The organism is Hyphococcus formosus (assembly GCF_046736345.1).
Classification (GTDB): Bacteria; Pseudomonadota; Alphaproteobacteria; order Caulobacterales; family Parvularculaceae; genus Hyphococcus; species Hyphococcus formosus.
Map to the genome: position 1 here is coordinate 23,911 of NZ_CP157210.1, position 19,047 is coordinate 42,957.

Here is a 19,047-nt window from a genome sequence, read left to right on the forward strand (position 1 = left end):
GATCGGCGGACGCGGTTTTGCATTAGCTGCTCAAGTATGTGCAGCTAATGCATCAAGTTGGCGAATGAAAAGGCTGTATTTGCCCACGCTCACCGGTCCGGTGAGATCGAGTTCGCTAGCGCTTTCCTCAAAAGTATCAATCGTTGCTTCGGCCGATTGATACCATTGCTCCATCACAGATGCATTCCACTTCGCCGGCGCACCTTTTGGCTCAGCGCCGATAGACTTGATGACGCGCGTTGCAATTTCGAATTGCCGTGCAGTCAGATCTTCGATGATCTGGCGGATAGCAATCTTATCGAAATGATCGACAGGTGGCTCGCTTCTGGCTTTCTCGCGCACAGCGTCGATATTGAACATTCTTCCCACCGAGAAGAAAATGCTGCCTGCGCCCGGATTTGACCAACCGGTCTCCGCAGCCAGATTGACGATATCAAATGCATATTCTAGTGCCGGAATTGCAGCTGCATCTTTCGCAATCGGTTCGGGGGCCGAGTTTTCAATCCAGAATTGGGTACGCTCATCAAGCGATGTAGCCGCATCTTCGGGCAGAATTTCCGGAAGTGCAGTTTTAAACTCTGCGACCGGTGTTTGATACTGCTCTATCAATGCTTTTACGCCGTGGCGCTCTAACGTTTCGCGCGCTTTGGCATTCCCCAAGAGATGGAATGTTTGCTCGCGGAGAAGCGCAGAGGCTTCAAGATAGAGATTGATCTGTAAGTCGGCTGGGGCGGTCGTGTCGAGCGCATCCACAGCCTCAGCAAAGTCATGCAGGTTATAAATCAATCGCACCGCTTCATAGGCGAGGGCAATGGTCGGGAAATCGGCACCACTTGTTTCTGCAGCGCGTTGAACGAACGCCACGCCGCAAGTGTCGACAATTTCATTCGATAGCCGCGTTGCGATAATCTCGCGCCGGAGCTGGTGGTCAACCACGGCCCGGCTATATTCGCGCAGCGCCTCTGGGAAATAAGCAAATAGTTCCCGTTCGAAAATCGGATCGTCTGGCGCTTCGGACGCCGCCAATTCGTCGAACAACCACATTTTCGCATATGCCAACAAGACCGCTAGATCTGGACGCGTAGGGCCTGAACCATGTTGGCGCATATAGGCGATCTGTTCCGGATCAGGGAGGTTTTCGATAACCCGGTCAAGTCGGCCTTCACGCTCCAATGTCGACATAAAGCGCGCATAGACATCGAGATCTTTTGCCGCTGACGTCGCCATTTGAGAAATGGCACGGGTTTGATCGTAATTGTGGCGTAAAACATGGTCCGCGACATCGTCGGTCATGGACGCCAAAAGGCTATTGCGTACTTCGGCCTTTATTTCACCATGTTCGATAGCGTTGGATACGAGGATTTTGATATTTACTTCGTGGTCAGATGAATCAACACCGGCCGAGTTGTCGATGGCATCGGTATTAATCCGCCCGCCATTTTGCGCAAATTCGATCCGGGCAAGCTGAGTAAGGCCAAGGTTTGCCCCTTCGCCAATAACTTTCGCCTGAATTTCATTCGCATTGATACGGACCGCGTCATTTGTGCGGTCACCAACGCGCCAATTCTCTTCGTCCTCGGCTTTGAAATAGGTGCCAATGCCGCCCATCCAGAACAATTCAATCGGCATTTTCAAGATTGAACGAATGAGTTCCGAAGGCGGTAATTCCTTAGCGTCGACATTCAGCATCGCGCGCATTTTATCGGTGAGCGGAATTGATTTGGCGCTGCGCGAGAATACGCCACCACCCTTTGAAATCAGCTCTTTATTATAATCCTGCCAAGACGAGCGGGGGAGCTTGAACAAACGTTTACGCTCCGCATAGGAAATTGCGGGATCTGGGTCCGGGTCAAAAAAGATGTCGCGGTGATCAAAAGCCGCGATGAGCTTGGTTTGCTCCGATAAAAGCATACCGTTTCCGAACACGTCACCAGACATATCGCCGACGCCAGCCGCGGTGAAGGGTTCTGACTGGATGTCTTTACCCATTTCGCGGAAATGACGCTTCACGGCTTCCCATGCGCCGCGGGCAGTGATGCCCATGGCTTTGTGGTCGTAGCCAGCGGAACCACCAGAGGCAAAAGCATCACCCAACCAGAAGTTATATTCTTCGGAGATTGCATTCGCCGTGTCAGAGAATTGTGCGGTTCCTTTGTCAGCCGCGACAACCAGATAGGGGTCCGGGTCATCCCAACGGACAAGGTTGGCAGGCGTTTTCATTTCGCCTTGAACGATATTGTCCGTGAGGTCCAATAGACCACGAATGAAGATTTTATACGCTTCGCGACCTTCTTCATATACGGCGGTGCGATCACCACTGGTCGGAAGCTGCTTCGGATAGAAGCAACCTTTCGAGCCAGACGGAACGATCACAGCATTCTTGACCCGCTGCGCTTTGACGAGGCCCAATACTTCTGTGCGGAAATCTTCGCGGCGATCTGACCAGCGTAATCCGCCACGGGCAATAGGGCCGAAACGAAGATGCACGCCATCGACCCGTGGGCCGGAGACAAAAATTTCGCGATAAGGCTTCGGTTCGGGAATTTCCGCGACTTTTTGGCTGTCGACTTTGAACGAAATGTAGGTTTTCGCCGAACCATCTTCCTGACGCTGATAATAATTCGTGCGAGTAATCGCAGCAAACAGGGCGAGGAAGCGCCGAATGATACGGTCTTCGTCGAGGCTCGCGACGTCGTTTAGCGCTTCGACAACTGCATTTTCAGCCATCGCAACGTCTTTGATACGCTCATCAGCATTTGATGGGCCAGTCGGATTAAAGCGAGCGTGGAAAACCGCGATCAGCAATCTGGCGATCGCTGGGTTATTTGAGAGGGCTTCTTCGATATAGGCCTGAGAATAGGCAAAGCCGGCCTGCATGTGGTGCTTCGCAGCGGCGCGCAGTAACCATGCCTCACGCCATGTGATGCCAGCGGTCAAAACGAGTTCGTTGAATCCGTCATCTTCGGTGCGCCCTTCAAGCACCGCAAGCATCGTATCTTCAAAGGCCTCTTTTACATCATTGAGGACCACTGGCTGGCCCGCGCTCTGCTCGGTTGCAAAGTCATGAACCCACATCACTTCTTCTGCAGTAGTTTCACCAGCGGGGCTGATCCGGTGCGATGTTTCCTGAAGCACACTTAGACCGAGATTTTCAATCGAAGGAATGAGCGCCGATAAAGTCATCGGTGTACCGCGTTTGTAAATTTTCAAACGAACGGTGTGATCGCCGTCATTCGAGCGGCGATGCGCGCGGACGACGATGGGGTTTTCGCTTAATTTTTCGAGTGCCGCGATATCGGCCAAAGACTCCGAAGCGAGGGTACGTTCGCGATATCCGGCATCAAATGCTTTTTCATATTTTGAATAGAGACGAGCAGGGGTCGCGCCGTTATGCGCAACACGCATTGCGTCAAGAAGTTCGTCGTCCCATGTCCGGCATATTTCGCGAACCCGGCGAGTCATTTCGGCGAGGCCCGGTCCCTCAGGTGCACCCTGCTGGATGCCGATAATAAAGTGAACGCGAACCAGTGAGGCATCGCCAAAGGACGGCGCAAAAGACAGCACGCGGCCTTCGAATGTATCCGCAATATATTGCCCGACACGCTCACGCAGGTCCGAATTAAAGCGATCACGCGGCACAAATAAAAGCGCGGATACAAAGCGGTCGAAACGGTCCCGACGGAGGAACAGTTTCACCCGCGGGCGTTTGTAAAGCCGCAGGATGCCGAGGCAGGTTTCGGTGAGACTATCGACGCCAACTTGGAAAAGCTCATCCCGAGGATAGCTTTCAAGAATATTGATCAGCGCTTTTTCGTTATGGCCGCCCGGCGTAAAGGCCGCGAGTTCGAGAACCGCATCGACTTTAGCGCGAATTAAGGGGATATCGCGAACTGGCCGATTATAGGCCTCGGCTGTGAAAAGACCGACGAATAGTTCTTCGCCAATTGCCGAACCATCCGACGCAAAACTTTTTACGGCGACATAATCCATATAGGCGCGGCGATGGGTCAGAGACTTCGAACTCGACTTTGCGACGATGATCGGCTCGTTTGATGCGAAAAATGCAGCCACAGCGGGTGACAGTTTGCCGTCAGGCTGGAATGTCGATTTCAGAACTTCGCGACCGGGACTGCTGAGGATGCCCAGATCTTTTTCTCTATCGAGTTCAAGTTGGAGTTCGTCGCCATCGCCAACGAAATTAAATCTCCGCGCACCAAGAAACGCAAATCGGTTGTCCCATAGCCACTTCAGGAATTGCACGGACTCGCGCTGATCCTCGGCTTTAACGCCGGCCAGCCGCGAACGTTCAAGCTGCGCAATACATGCACCAAGGCGTGCCCGCATCGCTTCCCAATCCTGAACCGCGATTGATACGTCCGCGAGGACCGTATCAAGCTCATCCTTGAGCGCTTCGACTTCGTTATCGAGGACCGGCGGATCCATTTCCACGTGGATCATGGATTCGCGAACGCCGCGCCTCGTGCCGCCCGGTTGCCGCTTGCCTTTGTCGGAACGAACGACATCGACCACCGCGTTCGAGAAAAATGTGACGGGTTTACCAGTATCCGAAAGGGCAGCCGAGATTGAATCCACCAGGAAGGGTTTATCGTCTGTGACGATGTCCAAGACCATTCGGCGTTCAGACCAGCCCTTGCCTTCTGCGATCCGCAGGGAGACTTTGCTTTCACCGGCCTTGCGCGTCTCGGCATGTTTCCAGGCGTGGGCCGCGCGATTTAAAAGCGATTGTGGCTCATCCCAGATATTGTCCTCGCCAGTGGCGTAAAGGACGAGTTGCTCAAGATAGCTTCTAAACGAAGAGGTCAGCGCACCTTTGTCATCCTGATCCCCCACATTCTTTTTTTGCGCTAGCGAAACAACACGTTCTAGAATTTGTCCGTCGACGTCGGTTGAAAAGCCCTCTGGCATCTCGTTCCCTCTGAGATTAGTTGATTTTGCCCCTCATAACTTGAAGGGTTTGATAATGTCTAACGAATACCGCCCAAACGATCAGCTTTGTGATCGTAGGTTAGATGAAATTCCCGAAAGATTGAATTGTAGCGAATTAGGCCTGTAGTGCCTCGGTGCCGGAATCGCGATCTTCGCCGTAATTTTCCTCGCGACGATCAATTTCGCGACGCAGGAACGTCGTGCGCGGAAAGCGTTTGGCGGCATTCTGTTCAAGCATGCGATTGGCGAGGTAAAGTCCCGCTATTCCTAGTACAGACGTCGCAACGGCTGCGGCCAATAAGCCTGCATCATTACCGCGAAGCCCCGTAAGGATCGCAAATATAGCACCCGGAATAACAACCGCCGCCGCGCTGGGAAGGTGGGCGATAAGCGCCAACCCCGTGGCGAAACTGATGATTATGGTCAACGCAAAAATTTGAATACCGTGCGCGGCGAATGCCGTTGCGGGTACGAGCAGAATTGGTGCGCTTGCGAGAATAACGCCGAGTACGCTCACAGCAGCCGTAAAAGATGAGCGCCAGCGAAAAGGACGAGAAGCGTGGTTGCTTCCTGCGCGGAAATTGTCGCGCAGTCGTCGGCAGACCCAAAGCGCGCTGAACATCATGAGCGCCCAAGCGGTGGCGCGGCCCGGATGGGTACGACCCGCAAGAACAGCGAGATAAATCGATGCGCCAGCGACGAGCGCCAGACCAGGACCACTCCACCGTGAGAGGATATCAATGAGGTGAAGGCGCGCCGCACGGGATATAACGGGACGCTTGGCTTTCGCGCGTGTGACAGGAGCATTCTGCGCAAGCTCTTGTAGCTCTCTTACAGTTTTAGCCTGAAGCGGTGCGTCTGCCATGTCCCCTGAAATCCCTAAGCTGTTCCCATTGGCGTTATTCGCCATGGGATGCCCCAATGCTTAATCATTGGTTAATTCTAAGGAAGTGGAGTGATTTTCTTTTTCCGTCGAGAGTCGAGCGGGAAAAATCGACATATTCAATGCCATTAAGGCCACAGCCAGGTAGGTTTCTATCTGGCTGGAGGCTCGAAATAAACGTCGATATTGATACCGACTTGCGCGAGATCACCCCTAAGGACCAGCGCGTCGAGATTTGTGGGTTCGAGGCTGAGTGCCGCGACAACGTCATCAGCGGCTCTTTCGTAGGCACCGAAGATATAGCGCGCTCTTCCGCGTAGGACGAATGTTTCAGCGCTTACAAACTCTGCATCTTCAGCTGCTTTCACGGCTTCGATGACGTCTTGCCATTTTTCTTGCGCGCCATAGATTTTTGCGGCCGTCAATTGCAGCTCACCACTATCCGGGACAAGGGCGAAGGCTTTATCTAGGGCCTCCTTGGCGTATTTCGGTTGATCGGCTAGCAGCCATGCTTGCGCCGCCTGATCTAATACGCGGGCACGCATATAGTCGTCACCGGCGTCGTCCCGTTCGGCTATTTCCTGTAAACGCACCGCCGCAAGTTTGGGAAAGCCGGCCTTCAGATCCGCATCCGCAAGGCAATGACGCGCTTCGGCACCGCCACCCTCGCTAACCCATTGCTGAGCAGCAATTCGGCCAATTTCGAGATCGGCCTCCACCAAGGTGACGCAATCCGCATAGCGCGGACTGGCAGATAAGGTGACCGAGGCCACAGCAATAAGTGAATAAAGTAACATAACGGCCTTTAAAGCATGAACGCGGAAATTGGGAAACTGATTTTCCGGTTAGGCTTTAAACGGCGCAAATTCGTTATTCCGCCGCTTGTCGACGGCTATTGACTGATTTTTTGGCCGTTTTTTTCCGGCCAGCCGCAGTTCGCCGCGCCGGACTTTTCTTTTTAGCCGGCTCTTCTGCTTTGGTAGGCTCCGGTTTCGCGTCTTTTTCCGCGGCTTTATCGGACGGCCGCAGTTCGATGGCATTGCTTTGATCAGGCAAGAAACAGGTCACAGAAACGCCCTTACCCTCGGTTGAATCCATTCGGACCCATCCTTTGTGCAGTTTTACAAACCGTTCAACGAGCGCGAGGCCCAATCCAGCACCCGCACTCGGGCCGCGGCTTTCGAAAGCGTCAAATGCTTTGGCCTGATCCGTCGGAGAAAGGCCACGTCCCGTGTCCGCAACCCAGATTTTGATTGCACCATCAACGCGGCGCGCGCCCAGCGTGACCGAGCCGCCGGGGCCAGTATAGGCAAAGGCGTTGGAAAGCAGATTGAACAGGACCTGCTTTATCCGCTTGTCGTCGATTTCGCTTTCGCCAATGTCTTTCGGGCAGTCTACTTTAAGCGCGACTTGGGTGTCTTCGGCCTTGAGCGCAGCAAAAGTGGCCGCGTTTTCGAGCAATGTCCGGATGTCTGTTTTCTTGAGGTTCAGATCAAGTTTACCCGCATCAATCGCCGCAAGGTCAATGATGTCATTGATAAGGTCCCTGAGATGATAGGACGCCGACATGATGCTGGCGACATAATCTTTTTGTCTGTCATTCAGCACACCGAACATTTGACCGTCGAGCATTTCGGAAAATCCGATAATGGTCGAGAGAGGTGTGCGCAATTGATAGGATACGTGATCGACGAATTTCGATTTCAGGCGGTCTGCATTCTCAAGAATTGCATTGCGCTCTTTAAGTTCTTTTTCGCGCTCTTTTGAATCCGTAATATCCAGGAAATGCGCAAGCGTAGCGCCATCAGGTAATGGTTCGGTGCCAATAGCGAGGACACGGCCATCGGCCAGTCTTATTTCCTGCGCGTTGAGCGGTTGTCTGTCTTCGTGTGATTTCGAAGCGACGCATCGGCGTAATGCGTCAAATGACGTGTCGGCATCGCGGGCCAGTTTTTTCAGACTATCGACGATCGCATCGATATGGGGCTTGTTGTCGAGCAACCGCGTATCAAGACGCCAAAGCTTCTGGAAGGCTTTGTTGTAAAGACGCAAGGTTCCGTTGCCCGAGAAAACCGCAACCCCCTCTGCGAGGTTGTTGAGCGTCGCTTTTTGAACTTTGATCTGTGTATTGAATTTTGCTTCGAGCGTGACTTTTTCGGTGATGTCCTCAAAAGCAACCATGACGCCGCCAAGAGGGTGGCGTAATTTGGCGACACGCAGTGTTCTGCCATCGGGGAGGTTCCAAATCTCATCCGGCGCATCGCCTAGACGTTCGGACCCCGGCTCTGACAAACCTTCCGTGTAAAGCGCAAGTTGGCTTTCTTTCCATGTCTCATAATCAGCAGGCTCGGGCAAATGGCCGGAAAGGCGTAGATTATCTAGTATCTCGCCGTGATTGACGCGCCCCGATAACGCGGCTTCGTCAAAGCCCCATAGATTTTGAAATGCCCGGTTGTGATAAATCAGGTTTTGGCTCGCGCCAAAAATGGCGACGGCAGTGTGGATTTGGTCTAGCGTGCGCTGATTGGCTTCGATCTGCTGGCGCAGTTCAGTTTTTGATTTGTCGAGTTCGGTAACGTCGATCGCGACACCGCCCAATGATGCGTCGCCAGACCCGTGCAATGGTGTTTCGACAATGCGGTACACCCGCCGCTCACCGCGTGAATTGATAACGGCGCGGCCTTCATTTGCCTTGCGTTCCGACGCTGCGGCCGCGGCAAGTTTCTTGATGGTGTTATCGAGTTCCGTTTGTTGTTTGATGACATCGCCAACGCTCGGCGCTTCGACGACTTCGGCATAGGCGCGGTTGACCCACACCAGTTCGAGCTTTGCGTTTCTGCGCCATGCGGGAACAGGGGAGCGCTCAAGCAATGCGTGCGCGCCATGAAGGTCTGTCGCGCGTTCGCGGAACGCGCCGATCACTGCGCCGTCTTCGGCCATGCGCACGGCAGGGTCTGTGATCCATAGCGCGACCTGTCCGCCGGCAACGCGGCCATCGACCTCGATAGAGCGGCCGTCGGGCGTAACAATGTTGCCGGAAAACGCGACACCATGGGCGCGGAGGTTTTTGATTTTTTCGCGCAGTGTTTCCGGCTTCTCTGCCTCGTCATCTTGCAACGGTAATGCGCCGAGCGCGTTCAGCAATCGGTCGACCGGCTGCGCTTTCTCCTGTTGGTCGTCTTTGGAGAAGGACAATAGGGAGGCCAGTGCCGCAGGGCCGCCAAGAATTTTTGGTTTGCCCCATTTATCTTCGCTGACGCTTTCGCTGTCATCTTCCCAGACCAGTACGAGACCGGGATGCGCCGATAAAACAGAGTCGGACTTTTCAAGTCTGGCTTCCATCTCCGCCAGCTTTTCCGACCAATGAAGGGATTGATGGCGCGTTGCGTCTGAAACTCTGAATGCCCACAAAACTGCAGCCACAGCCAAAGCAATAGCGCCGCCCGCCCCAACCAGAATTGGGTCAATACCACCTCGTGTCGTGGCCTCGTCGGCAATCGACTGCGCGGCCGCGCCAAGCGGGAGAACACTCACGCTGCCAAGCAACAGGCTGGTCCAGAAAGATTTTGCGCCTATTTTCATGCCGTTGCACCCTAAAACCCGCCGAATGGCAAAATACCGGACCCTTGCATGACTCGCGATATTTTGCGTCGCAGATACTGAATTACACAATATGTACTGTGTTCGGCGCGTGGGACTAGGCCCTTTGGTGCGAAATGAGAATCTCGGTTAATGAACTTTTCAACAGGTGCGGTGCTATGTGCATGTTAATCCACGAGTTGGAAATTGAATTGCTCGACAATCCCATAGCGCATTCCGCCACCTGATCGCGGTGGGTATTTCCAGCCTGAGACAGCGCGCAACACGGGTCTGACGAAGCACCGATCTGGCGTTTCGATGACGCGGGCGTTGGCCACATTTCCATCCGGCGTGACATCGAATTCAACGATCACAATGCCGCTGGCACCACGTGATCGGCAACCTTCGGGGTAGAGGGGTGTCGTGCGTATGGTCGCTGATTGAAAACTGCCGGTTTCAATCGGAATTTTTGTTTTCTTTGATTGCGGTCTAGGTGTTGCTCGCGTGCCGTCTGGTCGGCTGGGTTTGTTTGCGAGATCCAAGATTATGGGTGGCTCGGTGTCGGGAAGCGGCCTCGGCTCACGGATTGGATCTTTTCCCTCAGGTCCAGGTTCCTTGGCGAAAATATTGATTTCGAGGTTTGGTTTCGCATCCGGCAAGGGCTCGCCGCGATCTTTTATTAATTGCGCCATCATGAAGAAAAGCGCGGTTGTTACGAAAGCTGCAACGGGAAGGCCAAATATCCATCGAAACAATAGCATAGAGCATTTCCCTTATATTTTGGTTTGGTTCGGTCGTTCGGCTTACTCCACTATTCGTGACACGACTTATGTCCTTGCTGCGGGCAACAAGTGTCTATTGTTACAAATGTAGCAATAGCATAATGCGACAACTGTCGCAAGGTGGTTTAGGGTTGCATTGATTAGCTAAAGAAAAACCCCGGCGCATGGCCGGGGTTTCCGAAGTGAACTCAGGTGTCGGGTGCGCTTAGTAGCGATAGTGCTCAGATTTGAACGGCCCTTCGACTGGCACACCGATATAGTCAGCCTGTTCGTTCGACAGCTCTGTCAGCTTCGCGCCGACCTTGTCGAGGTGAAGTTTTGCAACTTTCTCATCGAGATGCTTCGGCAAGACATAGACTTCGTTTTTGTATTCGTCGCCTTTTGTCCAAAGTTCAATTTGGGCCAATGTCTGATTGGTGAATGATGCCGACATCACGAAGCTAGGGTGACCTGTTGCATTACCGAGATTGAGGAGGCGACCCTGGCTGAGCAGGAGCATCCGCTTTCCATCAGGGAAGGTGATCATGTCGACTTGGTCTTTGACATTCGCCCATTTGAAATTCTTGAGGCCTTCGACCTGAATTTCATTATCGAAATGGCCAATGTTCCCGACGATCGCCATGTCTTTTAGCAGGCGCATATGATCGACCGTAAGAACGTCTTTGTTGCCTGTTGACGTAATGACGATATCAGCGCGCGGGGCACCTTCTTCCATAGTGACGACTTCAAAACCGTCCATTGCCGCTTGAAGCGCGCAAATTGGATCAATCTCGGTGACCATAACGCGGGCACCGGCACCTTGGAGCGAGGCGGCAGAGCCTTTGCCAACATCGCCATAACCAGCAACCAGCGCGACTTTACCAGCCATCATCACGTCGGTGCCGCGGCGAATGCCGTCGACGAGCGATTCTTTACAGCCATATTTGTTGTCGAATTTCGACTTGGTGACCGAGTCATTGACGTTGATTGCGGGGAAGGGAAGTGTGCCGTTTTTCTGGCGCTGATAAAGGCGTAGCACACCAGTCGTTGTTTCCTCGGTGACGCCTTTGATGTTGGCTTTGACCGTTGAATACCAGTTCGGCTGCTTTTCGAGACGACGCTTGATCGTCGCGAACAGCGCTTCTTCCTCTTCGTTTGCCGGGTTGTTGAGGATTGATGGGTCTTTTTCTGCGTCCGCACCGAGCAGGATCAACAATGTAGCGTCACCGCCATCATCCAGAATCATATTCGCGGTTTCGCCATTCGGCCATTCGAAGATCTTGTCAGCGAGATCCCAATATTCCTGAAGCGTTTCGCCTTTGAAAGCGAAGACTGGCGTACCCGTCGCTGCAATTGCTGCGGCGGCATGGTCTTGCGTTGAATAAATATTGCACGAAGCCCAGCGCACATCTGCACCAAGGGATTTAAGTGTTTCAATCAAAACCGCGGTTTGGATCGTCATATGCAGCGAGCCTGCAATCCGTGCGCCTTTTAGCGGCTGGGCACTGCCATATTCCTCGCGGGTGGCCATCAGGCCAGGCATTTCAGTTTCTGCGATTTCAATCTCGCGGCGACCGTAATCGGCAAGGTTGATGTCTTTTACGCAATAATCGTTGTTTTCGGTCGCTGTCATGGCGGCGTTCCTTATCAAAGTGAGAAGCGTTAGGCGGCATATAACAGCGGTAGAGCCCGGTGCCAAGGTACATATAAAGATTTCTTTATGTCGATTTCGTGCGGCGGGAACGGCACATTCGGAAAGGTGTTTGACTACTAGTGTTTAGAGGCCGGACTGCGTTAGGCTAGTTGTGGCTGGGTGAAAGAAGGGAACGACAAATGAAACCTATTCCATTTTTTCTCTCAATGTTGGGTGTTGGCCTCATCGCCTCTGTGGCGCATGCCGACCCTAGCGAAAGTGCTGATGGTTCGGCTGATCCACGCATCGGTCCTGAAGTTGACCGCATCTGCTTCCAGCGAAACATCAATGGCTGGCGGACATTGAAAAAGCAGGACGATGTGATTTTGCTCGAGCGCGGCGTCAATAATTGGTACCGGGTCGAACTCGCTGGCGCTTGCCGATACCACGTTCTGAATTCCGCAATTAATATCGGGATTGATAGTCGGCCGGGCGGATCATGTGTTCGCCGCGGTGATGTAATTATCGTCGAGGATTCGCCGGGGTTTGATCGTCGATGCTCGATCACCCAAATCAACGAATGGGACGACGATGCTGTAAAAGCAGAAAACGAGGATAAAGAAAGCGAAGACGATTAAACGGTTCCTTCTTCGCTCTCTAATATGGCACGAAGCCCTTCGCGATAGGTCGGGTATTTCAGTTTAACACCGAGCGCGTCTTTCATTCGTTTGTTGGAGACGCGCTTATTATCAGCATAAAAACTTTTCGCCATTGGGCTTAGATCTGCTTCCTCAAAAGGGATGAGTGGCGGCAGGTCTTTGCCTAGTAATGTGCACGCATATTCTACGACTTCATGTGGCGGAGATGGTTCATCATCGGCGAGATTAAAAAGGTCATAGGTGAAGGGTTGTTCGATATCCGCTTTTAAAGCACACGCGATGTCATCAACATGCATTCGCGAAAAAACTTGGCCGGGTTTAACGATGCGTTTCGCCGTGCTCTGGCGGACGTTATCAAGGGCCGATCGGCCGGGGCCATAAATTCCGGGTAGGCGGAATATTTTTATGGGCAATGAATATGCGGCACCAAATTCCGCCCATATTGCTTCCGCTTTAATTCGTCTTCGGGCCCGCGATTGTGTCGGTTTTAGTGCGCTTTCCTCATTGACCCAGCGCCCGCTATGATTTCCGTAGACGCCATTGGTCGAGAGGTAACCGATCCAATCAATCGTTGTCCGATGTTTGAGGATGGCCTCGCATGTCGCCTCAAACGCCGGGCAGGACTGTTCATTCGGCGGCACGGAAATCAATATCGCGGTGGCATTTTCAATCCAGTCCGGGTTGAACTTCCCATCGGGCCAGATGATCGCCTCAATGCCGTTTTCACGCATCGTAGCGGCTTTGTCCTCGCGGGATGTTGTGCCGGCAATCGACCAGTTTTCACCGATCAGAATGCGCGCGAGGGCGGCGGCAGTATAACCGTAGCCGATGCAAAATAATCGTTTCTGCGCAACATTCACCATACGGGGAACAATCTCTATCTGCGGCCTGTTGGTAGGATCTAATCCTCAAGGAGGTCCGAATGAAAAATAGCAAACCCGTACCGGGGGCGGAAGCCCCGGCATTGACAATAGAAACCAATGAGGGCGAATGGTCCCTGACTGAGCAAAAGCCGAAAAACTTTACAGCTATATTCTTCTATCGTGGTCTCCACTGTCCGCTTTGTAAAAAGCAATTAGAAGAATTGAACGAAAAACGTGACCGCTTTGAAGAGGCCGGTGCAAGTTTAATCGCGGTGTCGATGGATAGCGCAGCCCGTTGCCGAAAGTCTCGGTCGGATTGGGATGTTGATGATCTTACGATCGGTCATTCAATGACCGAAGAAACCGCTAGGGATTGGGGCTTATATATCTCTGAAGCCATAAAGGATGGCGAGCCAGACATATTTTCCGAACCCGGTATATTTTTAGTAAAGCCAAATGGGCAGTTATATTTTTCGGCTATCCAATCTGCGCCATTTGCGCGACCCGAAGTTGATGCGATCCTGAGTATGATCGACTTTGTAATGAAAAAAGATTATCCAGCGCGAGGACAAAAGAATTAATCGCGCTTTGCGTTTTATGTGGGAGCGAGAAATGTATCGCCTATTTGTTGGTCTTGATCTCCCCGAAGAGGTAAAGAACCAGCTCAGCCGGATACAAAGCGGTATCGAGGGTGCGCGCTGGCGACCGATTGAAAATTTTCATTTGACGCTTGCGTTTATGGGGGCGGCGGACCGCCATCAATATTCTGACGCAATCGAAGCCCTTTCCACGATAGAAATGCAAAGTTTTGATCTGGCATTGTCCGGTATTGGCATGTTTGGCGATCGAAAGCCGCGAGCGATCTGGGCTGGGGTAAAACCTAACAGCGAACTCAATCACCTTCGGGAAAGGGTGGAAAGTGTGATAAGAGGGTCCGGCTTTGATCTTGAGCGCCGAAAGTTTACACCCCATGTTACGCTTGCCTATCTAAAAGGCGTCAGCCAATCGCGCGCGATGACCTATTGTGCTGACAACGGATTATTTTCATCGAAGCCTTTTATGGTCGATGCATTTCATCTCTTTTCGTCTACCCTTGGTGCAGAAACGAGCGTCTATTCGATTGAAGCGAGTTACGCGCTCTCATCTTCTAAGTGATTCAAAAAACCGTCGGCTCCGCGTTCCAACAGATCGAGAACGTGTTCAAAGCCATGCGCGCCGCCATAATAGGGGTCGGGGGTTTCTCGAACATCCCCATCAGCAAAATCCAGAAATAATCTGATGTCACAGGTTCGATTATGCGGTGCCAGGTCCAGTAAATCGGAATGGTTTGATAGGTCCATGGCGAGCAAATAATCGAATTGGTAAAAGTCAGAGAGATCGACCTGTCTTGCGCGTTGATACGAAATATCAATTCCACGCGCGGCAGCAGATTTTATCATTCGGCTATCTGGCGGATTGCCCACATGCCAGCCGCCGGTACCAGCGGAATCGATAAAAACCTCGAAATCCCGGTCTTTCGCCTTTGCGCGTAATATTCCTTCAGCGGCGGGGGAGCGGCAGATATTCCCAAGGCATACAAATAAGATTTTGGTCGTCATTCTTCCGGCACCTTTCATTGCCGAACAAGATAGGAGAATATCTAAATTTGTGAAATGGGTTTGTCTCTATCTTGGGAGGAATTCCATCTCGAAAAATTAAATTGGGAAGACGAGAAGGTTTTGAAGAATATCGTGATATTGACCGGTTCCGGTATCTCGGCAGAATCCGGTATTGCTACATTCCGGGACAAAGATGGTGTCTGGGCGAAATATGATTACCGCGATGTCGCAACGCCAGAGGGCTTTGCGGCTAATCCGGCACTTGTTCACTCGTTTTATAATGCGCGCCGGACTGCTTTGCCGGACGTTCAACCAAACGCCGCGCATTTCGCATTGGCAAAGCTGGAAACAGCGCTTCAAAATATCGGCGGTCAGTTTACGCTCATTACACAGAATGTTGATGACCTGCATGAGCGGGCCGGGGTTAGCCATATTCTACACATGCATGGGGAGCTGTTAAAATCTTACTGCAACGCTTGTGATGCTGTCCGGCCTTGCGGTGAAGAATTATCGTTGGAATCGGTCTGCAATGTTTGTTCTAAGACAGGAACGCTAAGGCCCTATGTCGTTTGGTTTGGAGAAATGCCGCGATATATGGATGAGGCAATGGATGCGATCTTGTCGGCAGACCTGTTCGTTTCTATCGGAACGTCCGGGTCGGTCTATCCCGCGGCGGGCTTCGTGTCGGAGGCGCGCAGCTTGGGCGTCGAAGCGGTCGAATTGAACCTTGAGCCGTCGGAAAATGCACACCTATTCAGCGATAGCCGCTATGGCCCCGCCACAGAAGTCGTCCCCAAATGGGTTGATGACATCACCGAAAAAATAAAGTTCTGACTATTTCGCGCGGAAATGCCTGCTAGGCTTGTCGCAAGTTATCGCTAGGCAGTACGCTAAAGACAACGACAATATTTATAAATGCCTCCAGGGGACAATTCATGAAATTCACGACTACACTCGCCCTGTGCTTAGTTGCGACAAGTGCTGTTTGCGCTGCCGAAACTGAATGGGATGTAACAGCGCCGCCATTACCAACACGGGACATCGAGATTGATGTCGATGAAGGCACATGGATGAGCCTCGATGTCAGTCCTGACGGCAAAATGATCGCGTTTGATTTGCTGGGTGATATTTATGTCCTGCCGATCACCGGTGGCGACGCAAAGCCGATTGCAAGTGGCATCGCCTGGGAGATGCAGCCCCGATTCTCGCCAGACGGTAAGAAGATTGCTTTTACCTCAGACCGGGCGGGCGGCGACAATATCTGGATCATGAATATTGATGGTTCAGACAAGCAGCAAGTCACGAAAGAAAAGTTCCATTTGCTCAACAATGCGACGTGGTCGCCCGATGGCCAATATCTCGCTGCGCGTAAGCATTACACGACCCAGCGATCGTTAGGCGTAGGTGAAATTTGGCTTTATCACATATCGGGTGGCGATGGTGTCCAGCTTGTCGAGCGACCAAGCAAAAACCACCAGAAAGAATTGGGGGAGCCAATATTCTCCGCTGACGGAGCGTATATCTACTATTCTCAAAATATAACGCCGGGCTCGACGTTTATTTATGCGCAAGATTCGAATGGTGACCTGTTCAATATCAAGCGATACGAAATGGCGACAGGAGAGATCGAAACTGCCGTATCAGGCTTTGGCGGCTCAGTACGTCCGGCACCATCGCCTGATGGTCGTTACATGGCATTCGTTCGCCGCGAGCGCGCGAAATCAAAGCTTTATCTCAAAGATTTACGCAGCGGCGAAGAGCGCAAGCTATATGACGACCTCGATCAGGATATGCAGGAGGTGTGGGCCGTTCACGGGACATATCCGAATATGGACTGGACCAAAGATTCAAAGTCAGTCGTGTTTTGGGCCGGTGGGAAAATTAAGCGGATCGATATTGAATCTGGTGCGGTTTCGGAAATTCCGTTTCGCGTGAAGGACGAGCGCGCGGTCGTCGAGCCGCCGCGACCGGATGTGGCTGTTGCGCCCGACCAATTTGAAACGACAATGCCGCGTTTTGCCTCTGTCTCTCCTGATGGGCGACGTGTGGTATTTGAGAGTTTGGGTCGGCTTTATGTGAAGTCGCTTTCAGGCGGCGCACCGCGTTTATTGACCCGTGGCGGCAACGGATTTGAACTGTTTCCGGCTTGGTCGTCTGATGGCAAGCGCATTGTTTATGTGACTTGGACGGATGAAAGCCTCGGGACAATCCGCGTCGTAAATGCCGGTGGCGGAAATGGCCGTGCCATCACGAAAGAGCCGGGGCACTATCGACGTCCAAAATTTTCGCCCGACGGGCGTAACATCGTCTTTGAAAAAGGCGAGGGCGGCTATTTGGCTGATCGCGAGTGGTCGGAGGAGCCCGGGGTCTATCGCGTGCCATCTAATGGCGGTACACCGATTAAAATTACTGATAGCGGCACCAGCCCACATTTTGGCGCTGAATCCGATAGAGTTTTTCTGACTCGTTTTGAGGGAACCAAAGCTTCGCTCGTTAGTGTGGACCTCGATGGTGACCGTGAACGGCTGCATGCCTCCGGTGAGATGATTACCGGATTTCAGGTTGCGCCCGATTCGAGTGCTTTTTCCTTTACTGAGAACTACAATGCATTCGTGATGCCAATGACCGCCGGGGCACAAAATGTGGGTACCGGGCGCGGCGCATCTAGTCTGCCGGTTACGCGGGCAAGCGATATTGGTGCGACTTATCCCAATTGGTCGCGCAATGGGCTGCATTGGAGTTTGGGCGCAGAGCTATATTCGGCTTCGATTGATGCGCTATTGCCAGATAGCCCTTCAGAAAAAGACGAATATACCCCGCCTGAAAATGGTGTTGACCTTTCGATCACGGCCAATGCTGACAAACCGAGCGGGGTAACGGCGCTAACAAATGCGCGGATCGTGACCATGGCGGGCGAAGACGGTGGCGTCATTGAGCGGGGGACTATTCTTGTTGATGCCAACCGGATTGTTGCTGTTGGTTCGGTCGACGAGATTTCAGTTCCGGCGGGCGCAAGACAGGTCGATATGGCTGGGAAGACGATTCTACCGGGCCTTATCGATGCACATGCGCACGGCCCGCAAGGGAATGACGATATAATTCCCCAGCAAAACTGGTCGGCGATGGCGCATCTCGCACTTGGGGTCACGACCATTCATAACCCATCCAGTCAGGCGAGCCTGATCTTTCCGGCTGCGGAATATCAGCGCGCCGGTAAAATTCTCGCGCCCCGTATCTATTCGTCCGGCGAGATTGTTTATGGCGCTAAGGCACCCAGCGTTTATGCGGTGATTGATAGCCTCGAAGATGCGCAGGATCATGTCACCCGCCTGAAGCGACAGGGGGCACATTCAATCAAGAACTATAATCAGCCGCGCCGGGAACAGCGCCAGCAGGTTATAGCTGCGGCGGTGAAAGAGGATATCGCCGTCGTCGCGGAGGGCGGTTCGCTATTCCACATGGATATGGCAATGGTCGCCGATGGAAACACCTCGATCGAGCATAATCTGCCGCAATGGGCGCTCTATGAAGATGTGTTGTCGTTCTATGGCGCAACCAATGTTGCCTATACGCCGACGCTGGTTGTGACCTTCGGCGGCATCGGCGGCGATCCCTATTGGCGGCAGGCAACTGATGTTTGGCGTCATCCGCTATTGTCCAAACATGCGCCGCCGCGTTTGCTTCAGGCACAATCGGTTCGCCGTGAAACAGCGCCCGAAGAAGATTACGCCGATCAAGTGAGTGCGGCGACCGCAAAGCAACTTGCCGACCGTGGTGTCATGGTCTCCATCGGTGCCCATGGGCAGCAGGAGGGATTGGCAGCGCATTGGGAAATGTGGTCATTTGTCCGTGGTGGGATGAGCCCGCTAGAAGCATTACGTGCAGCGACGATCGTGCCTGCGACACATCTCGGCTTTGCGAATGACATCGGTTCTTTAGAGGTCGGGAAATTAGCCGACTTGATAATCCTCGATGCGAATCCGATCGATGATATTCGGAATACGGATAAAATAAGTCACGTCATGTTGAACGGGCGGCTCTATAACGCTGAGACGCTCAATGAAGAAGTGACCGGCAATCGAAAACGAAAAGCCTATTGGTGGGAATAAAAAAACGGCGGCATT

The 19,047-nt window shown here is 52.7% G+C and carries 13 protein-coding genes; 5 read left to right on the forward strand and 8 right to left on the reverse strand.

Annotated features, from left to right (window positions below; all coding sequences use genetic code 11):
* Window positions 1-30: 30 nt before the first annotated feature.
* From ABFZ83_RS00115 to ahcY, 6 genes are all read right to left on the reverse strand, one after another.
* The gene (locus ABFZ83_RS00115; protein WP_411817402.1) at window positions 31-4,926 is read right to left on the reverse strand and encodes an NAD-glutamate dehydrogenase; all 4,896 of its coding nucleotides are present in this window, start codon (window positions 4,924-4,926) and stop codon (window positions 31-33) included.
* A 136-nt stretch (window positions 4,927-5,062) separates the two neighbouring features.
* Complete coding sequence (locus ABFZ83_RS00120) at window positions 5,063-5,857, reverse strand: hypothetical protein (protein ID WP_411817403.1); 795 nt, start codon at window positions 5,855-5,857, stop codon at window positions 5,063-5,065.
* 125 nt (window positions 5,858-5,982) lie between these two features.
* Window positions 5,983-6,627: a tetratricopeptide repeat protein gene (locus tag ABFZ83_RS00125; protein ID WP_411817404.1), complete on the reverse strand. Its 645-nt coding sequence runs from the start codon at window positions 6,625-6,627 to the stop codon at window positions 5,983-5,985.
* Window positions 6,628-6,700: 73 nt separating this feature from the next.
* On the reverse strand, window positions 6,701-9,412 hold the full coding sequence (locus tag ABFZ83_RS00130) for a PAS-domain containing protein (RefSeq protein WP_411817405.1): 2,712 nt from the start codon (window positions 9,410-9,412) through the stop codon (window positions 6,701-6,703).
* Between the two features lie 185 nt (window positions 9,413-9,597).
* Window positions 9,598-10,170 (reverse strand): TonB family protein, encoded by a 573-nt coding sequence (locus tag ABFZ83_RS00135; RefSeq protein WP_411817406.1) that lies wholly within the window; start codon window positions 10,168-10,170, stop codon window positions 9,598-9,600.
* A 226-nt stretch (window positions 10,171-10,396) separates the two neighbouring features.
* Window positions 10,397-11,803 carry an adenosylhomocysteinase gene (ahcY, locus tag ABFZ83_RS00140; RefSeq protein WP_411817407.1) on the reverse strand — a complete coding sequence of 469 codons (1,407 nt, stop codon included), beginning with the start codon at window positions 11,801-11,803 and terminating at the stop codon, window positions 10,397-10,399.
* Between the two features lie 200 nt (window positions 11,804-12,003).
* On the opposite strand from ahcY, the gene ABFZ83_RS00145 reads away from it, so the two are divergent.
* Entirely contained in the window at window positions 12,004-12,441 is a 438-nt protein-coding gene (locus ABFZ83_RS00145) for a DUF6491 family protein (RefSeq protein WP_411817408.1), read from the forward strand.
* Here the strand turns inward: ABFZ83_RS00145 and ABFZ83_RS00150 are convergent.
* A complete protein-coding gene (locus ABFZ83_RS00150; protein ID WP_411817409.1) occupies window positions 12,438-13,325 on the reverse strand; it encodes an SDR family oxidoreductase in 888 nt (295 codons plus the stop codon). The two genes, ABFZ83_RS00145 and ABFZ83_RS00150, sit on opposite strands and share 4 nt — an antisense overlap.
* A gap of 59 nt (window positions 13,326-13,384) precedes the next feature.
* Here ABFZ83_RS00150 and ABFZ83_RS00155 point away from each other — a divergent pair, with 59 nt between their 5' ends.
* Window positions 13,385-13,906, forward strand: a complete 522-nt coding sequence (locus ABFZ83_RS00155) for a redoxin domain-containing protein (protein WP_411817410.1) — start codon at window positions 13,385-13,387, stop codon at window positions 13,904-13,906.
* Between the two features lie 31 nt (window positions 13,907-13,937).
* Window positions 13,938-14,480, forward strand: a complete 543-nt coding sequence (gene thpR / locus ABFZ83_RS00160) for an RNA 2',3'-cyclic phosphodiesterase (protein WP_411817411.1) — start codon at window positions 13,938-13,940, stop codon at window positions 14,478-14,480.
* Here the strand turns inward: thpR and ABFZ83_RS00165 are convergent.
* Window positions 14,456-14,923: a low molecular weight protein-tyrosine-phosphatase gene (locus ABFZ83_RS00165; protein ID WP_411817412.1), complete on the reverse strand. Its 468-nt coding sequence runs from the start codon at window positions 14,921-14,923 to the stop codon at window positions 14,456-14,458. The genes thpR and ABFZ83_RS00165 overlap by 25 nt on opposite strands.
* Window positions 14,924-15,043: 120 nt before the next feature.
* Between ABFZ83_RS00165 and ABFZ83_RS00170 the strand changes: the two genes are divergently transcribed.
* Window positions 15,044-15,757 carry an NAD-dependent deacylase gene (locus ABFZ83_RS00170; RefSeq protein ID WP_411818849.1) on the forward strand — a complete coding sequence of 238 codons (714 nt, stop codon included), beginning with the start codon at window positions 15,044-15,046 and terminating at the stop codon, window positions 15,755-15,757.
* 101 nt (window positions 15,758-15,858) lie between these two features.
* Window positions 15,859-19,032, forward strand: coding sequence for an amidohydrolase family protein (locus tag ABFZ83_RS00175; protein WP_411817413.1), 3,174 nt, complete (start codon window positions 15,859-15,861; stop codon window positions 19,030-19,032).
* Window positions 19,033-19,047 lie beyond the last annotated feature (15 nt).

Excerpts from the sequence above, each read along its gene's own strand:
- ABFZ83_RS00115 (WP_411817402.1), bottom strand. The coding sequence starts at position 4,926 with ATGCCAGAGGGCTTTTCAACCGACGTCGACGGACAAATTCTAGAACGT.
- ABFZ83_RS00120 (WP_411817403.1), bottom strand. The coding sequence starts at position 5,857 with ATGGCGAATAACGCCAATGGGAACAGCTTAGGGATTTCAGGGGACATG.
- ABFZ83_RS00125 (WP_411817404.1), bottom strand. The coding sequence starts at position 6,627 with ATGTTACTTTATTCACTTATTGCTGTGGCCTCGGTCACCTTATCTGCC.
- ABFZ83_RS00130 (WP_411817405.1), bottom strand. The coding sequence starts at position 9,412 with ATGAAAATAGGCGCAAAATCTTTCTGGACCAGCCTGTTGCTTGGCAGC.
- ABFZ83_RS00135 (WP_411817406.1), bottom strand. The coding sequence starts at position 10,170 with ATGCTATTGTTTCGATGGATATTTGGCCTTCCCGTTGCAGCTTTCGTA.
- ahcY (WP_411817407.1), bottom strand. The coding sequence starts at position 11,803 with ATGACAGCGACCGAAAACAACGATTATTGCGTAAAAGACATCAACCTT.
- ABFZ83_RS00145 (WP_411817408.1), top strand. The coding sequence starts at position 12,004 with ATGAAACCTATTCCATTTTTTCTCTCAATGTTGGGTGTTGGCCTCATC.
- ABFZ83_RS00150 (WP_411817409.1), bottom strand. The coding sequence starts at position 13,325 with ATGGTGAATGTTGCGCAGAAACGATTATTTTGCATCGGCTACGGTTAT.
- ABFZ83_RS00155 (WP_411817410.1), top strand. The coding sequence starts at position 13,385 with ATGAAAAATAGCAAACCCGTACCGGGGGCGGAAGCCCCGGCATTGACA.
- thpR (WP_411817411.1), top strand. The coding sequence starts at position 13,938 with ATGTATCGCCTATTTGTTGGTCTTGATCTCCCCGAAGAGGTAAAGAAC.
- ABFZ83_RS00165 (WP_411817412.1), bottom strand. The coding sequence starts at position 14,923 with ATGACGACCAAAATCTTATTTGTATGCCTTGGGAATATCTGCCGCTCC.
- ABFZ83_RS00175 (WP_411817413.1), top strand. The coding sequence starts at position 15,859 with ATGAAATTCACGACTACACTCGCCCTGTGCTTAGTTGCGACAAGTGCT.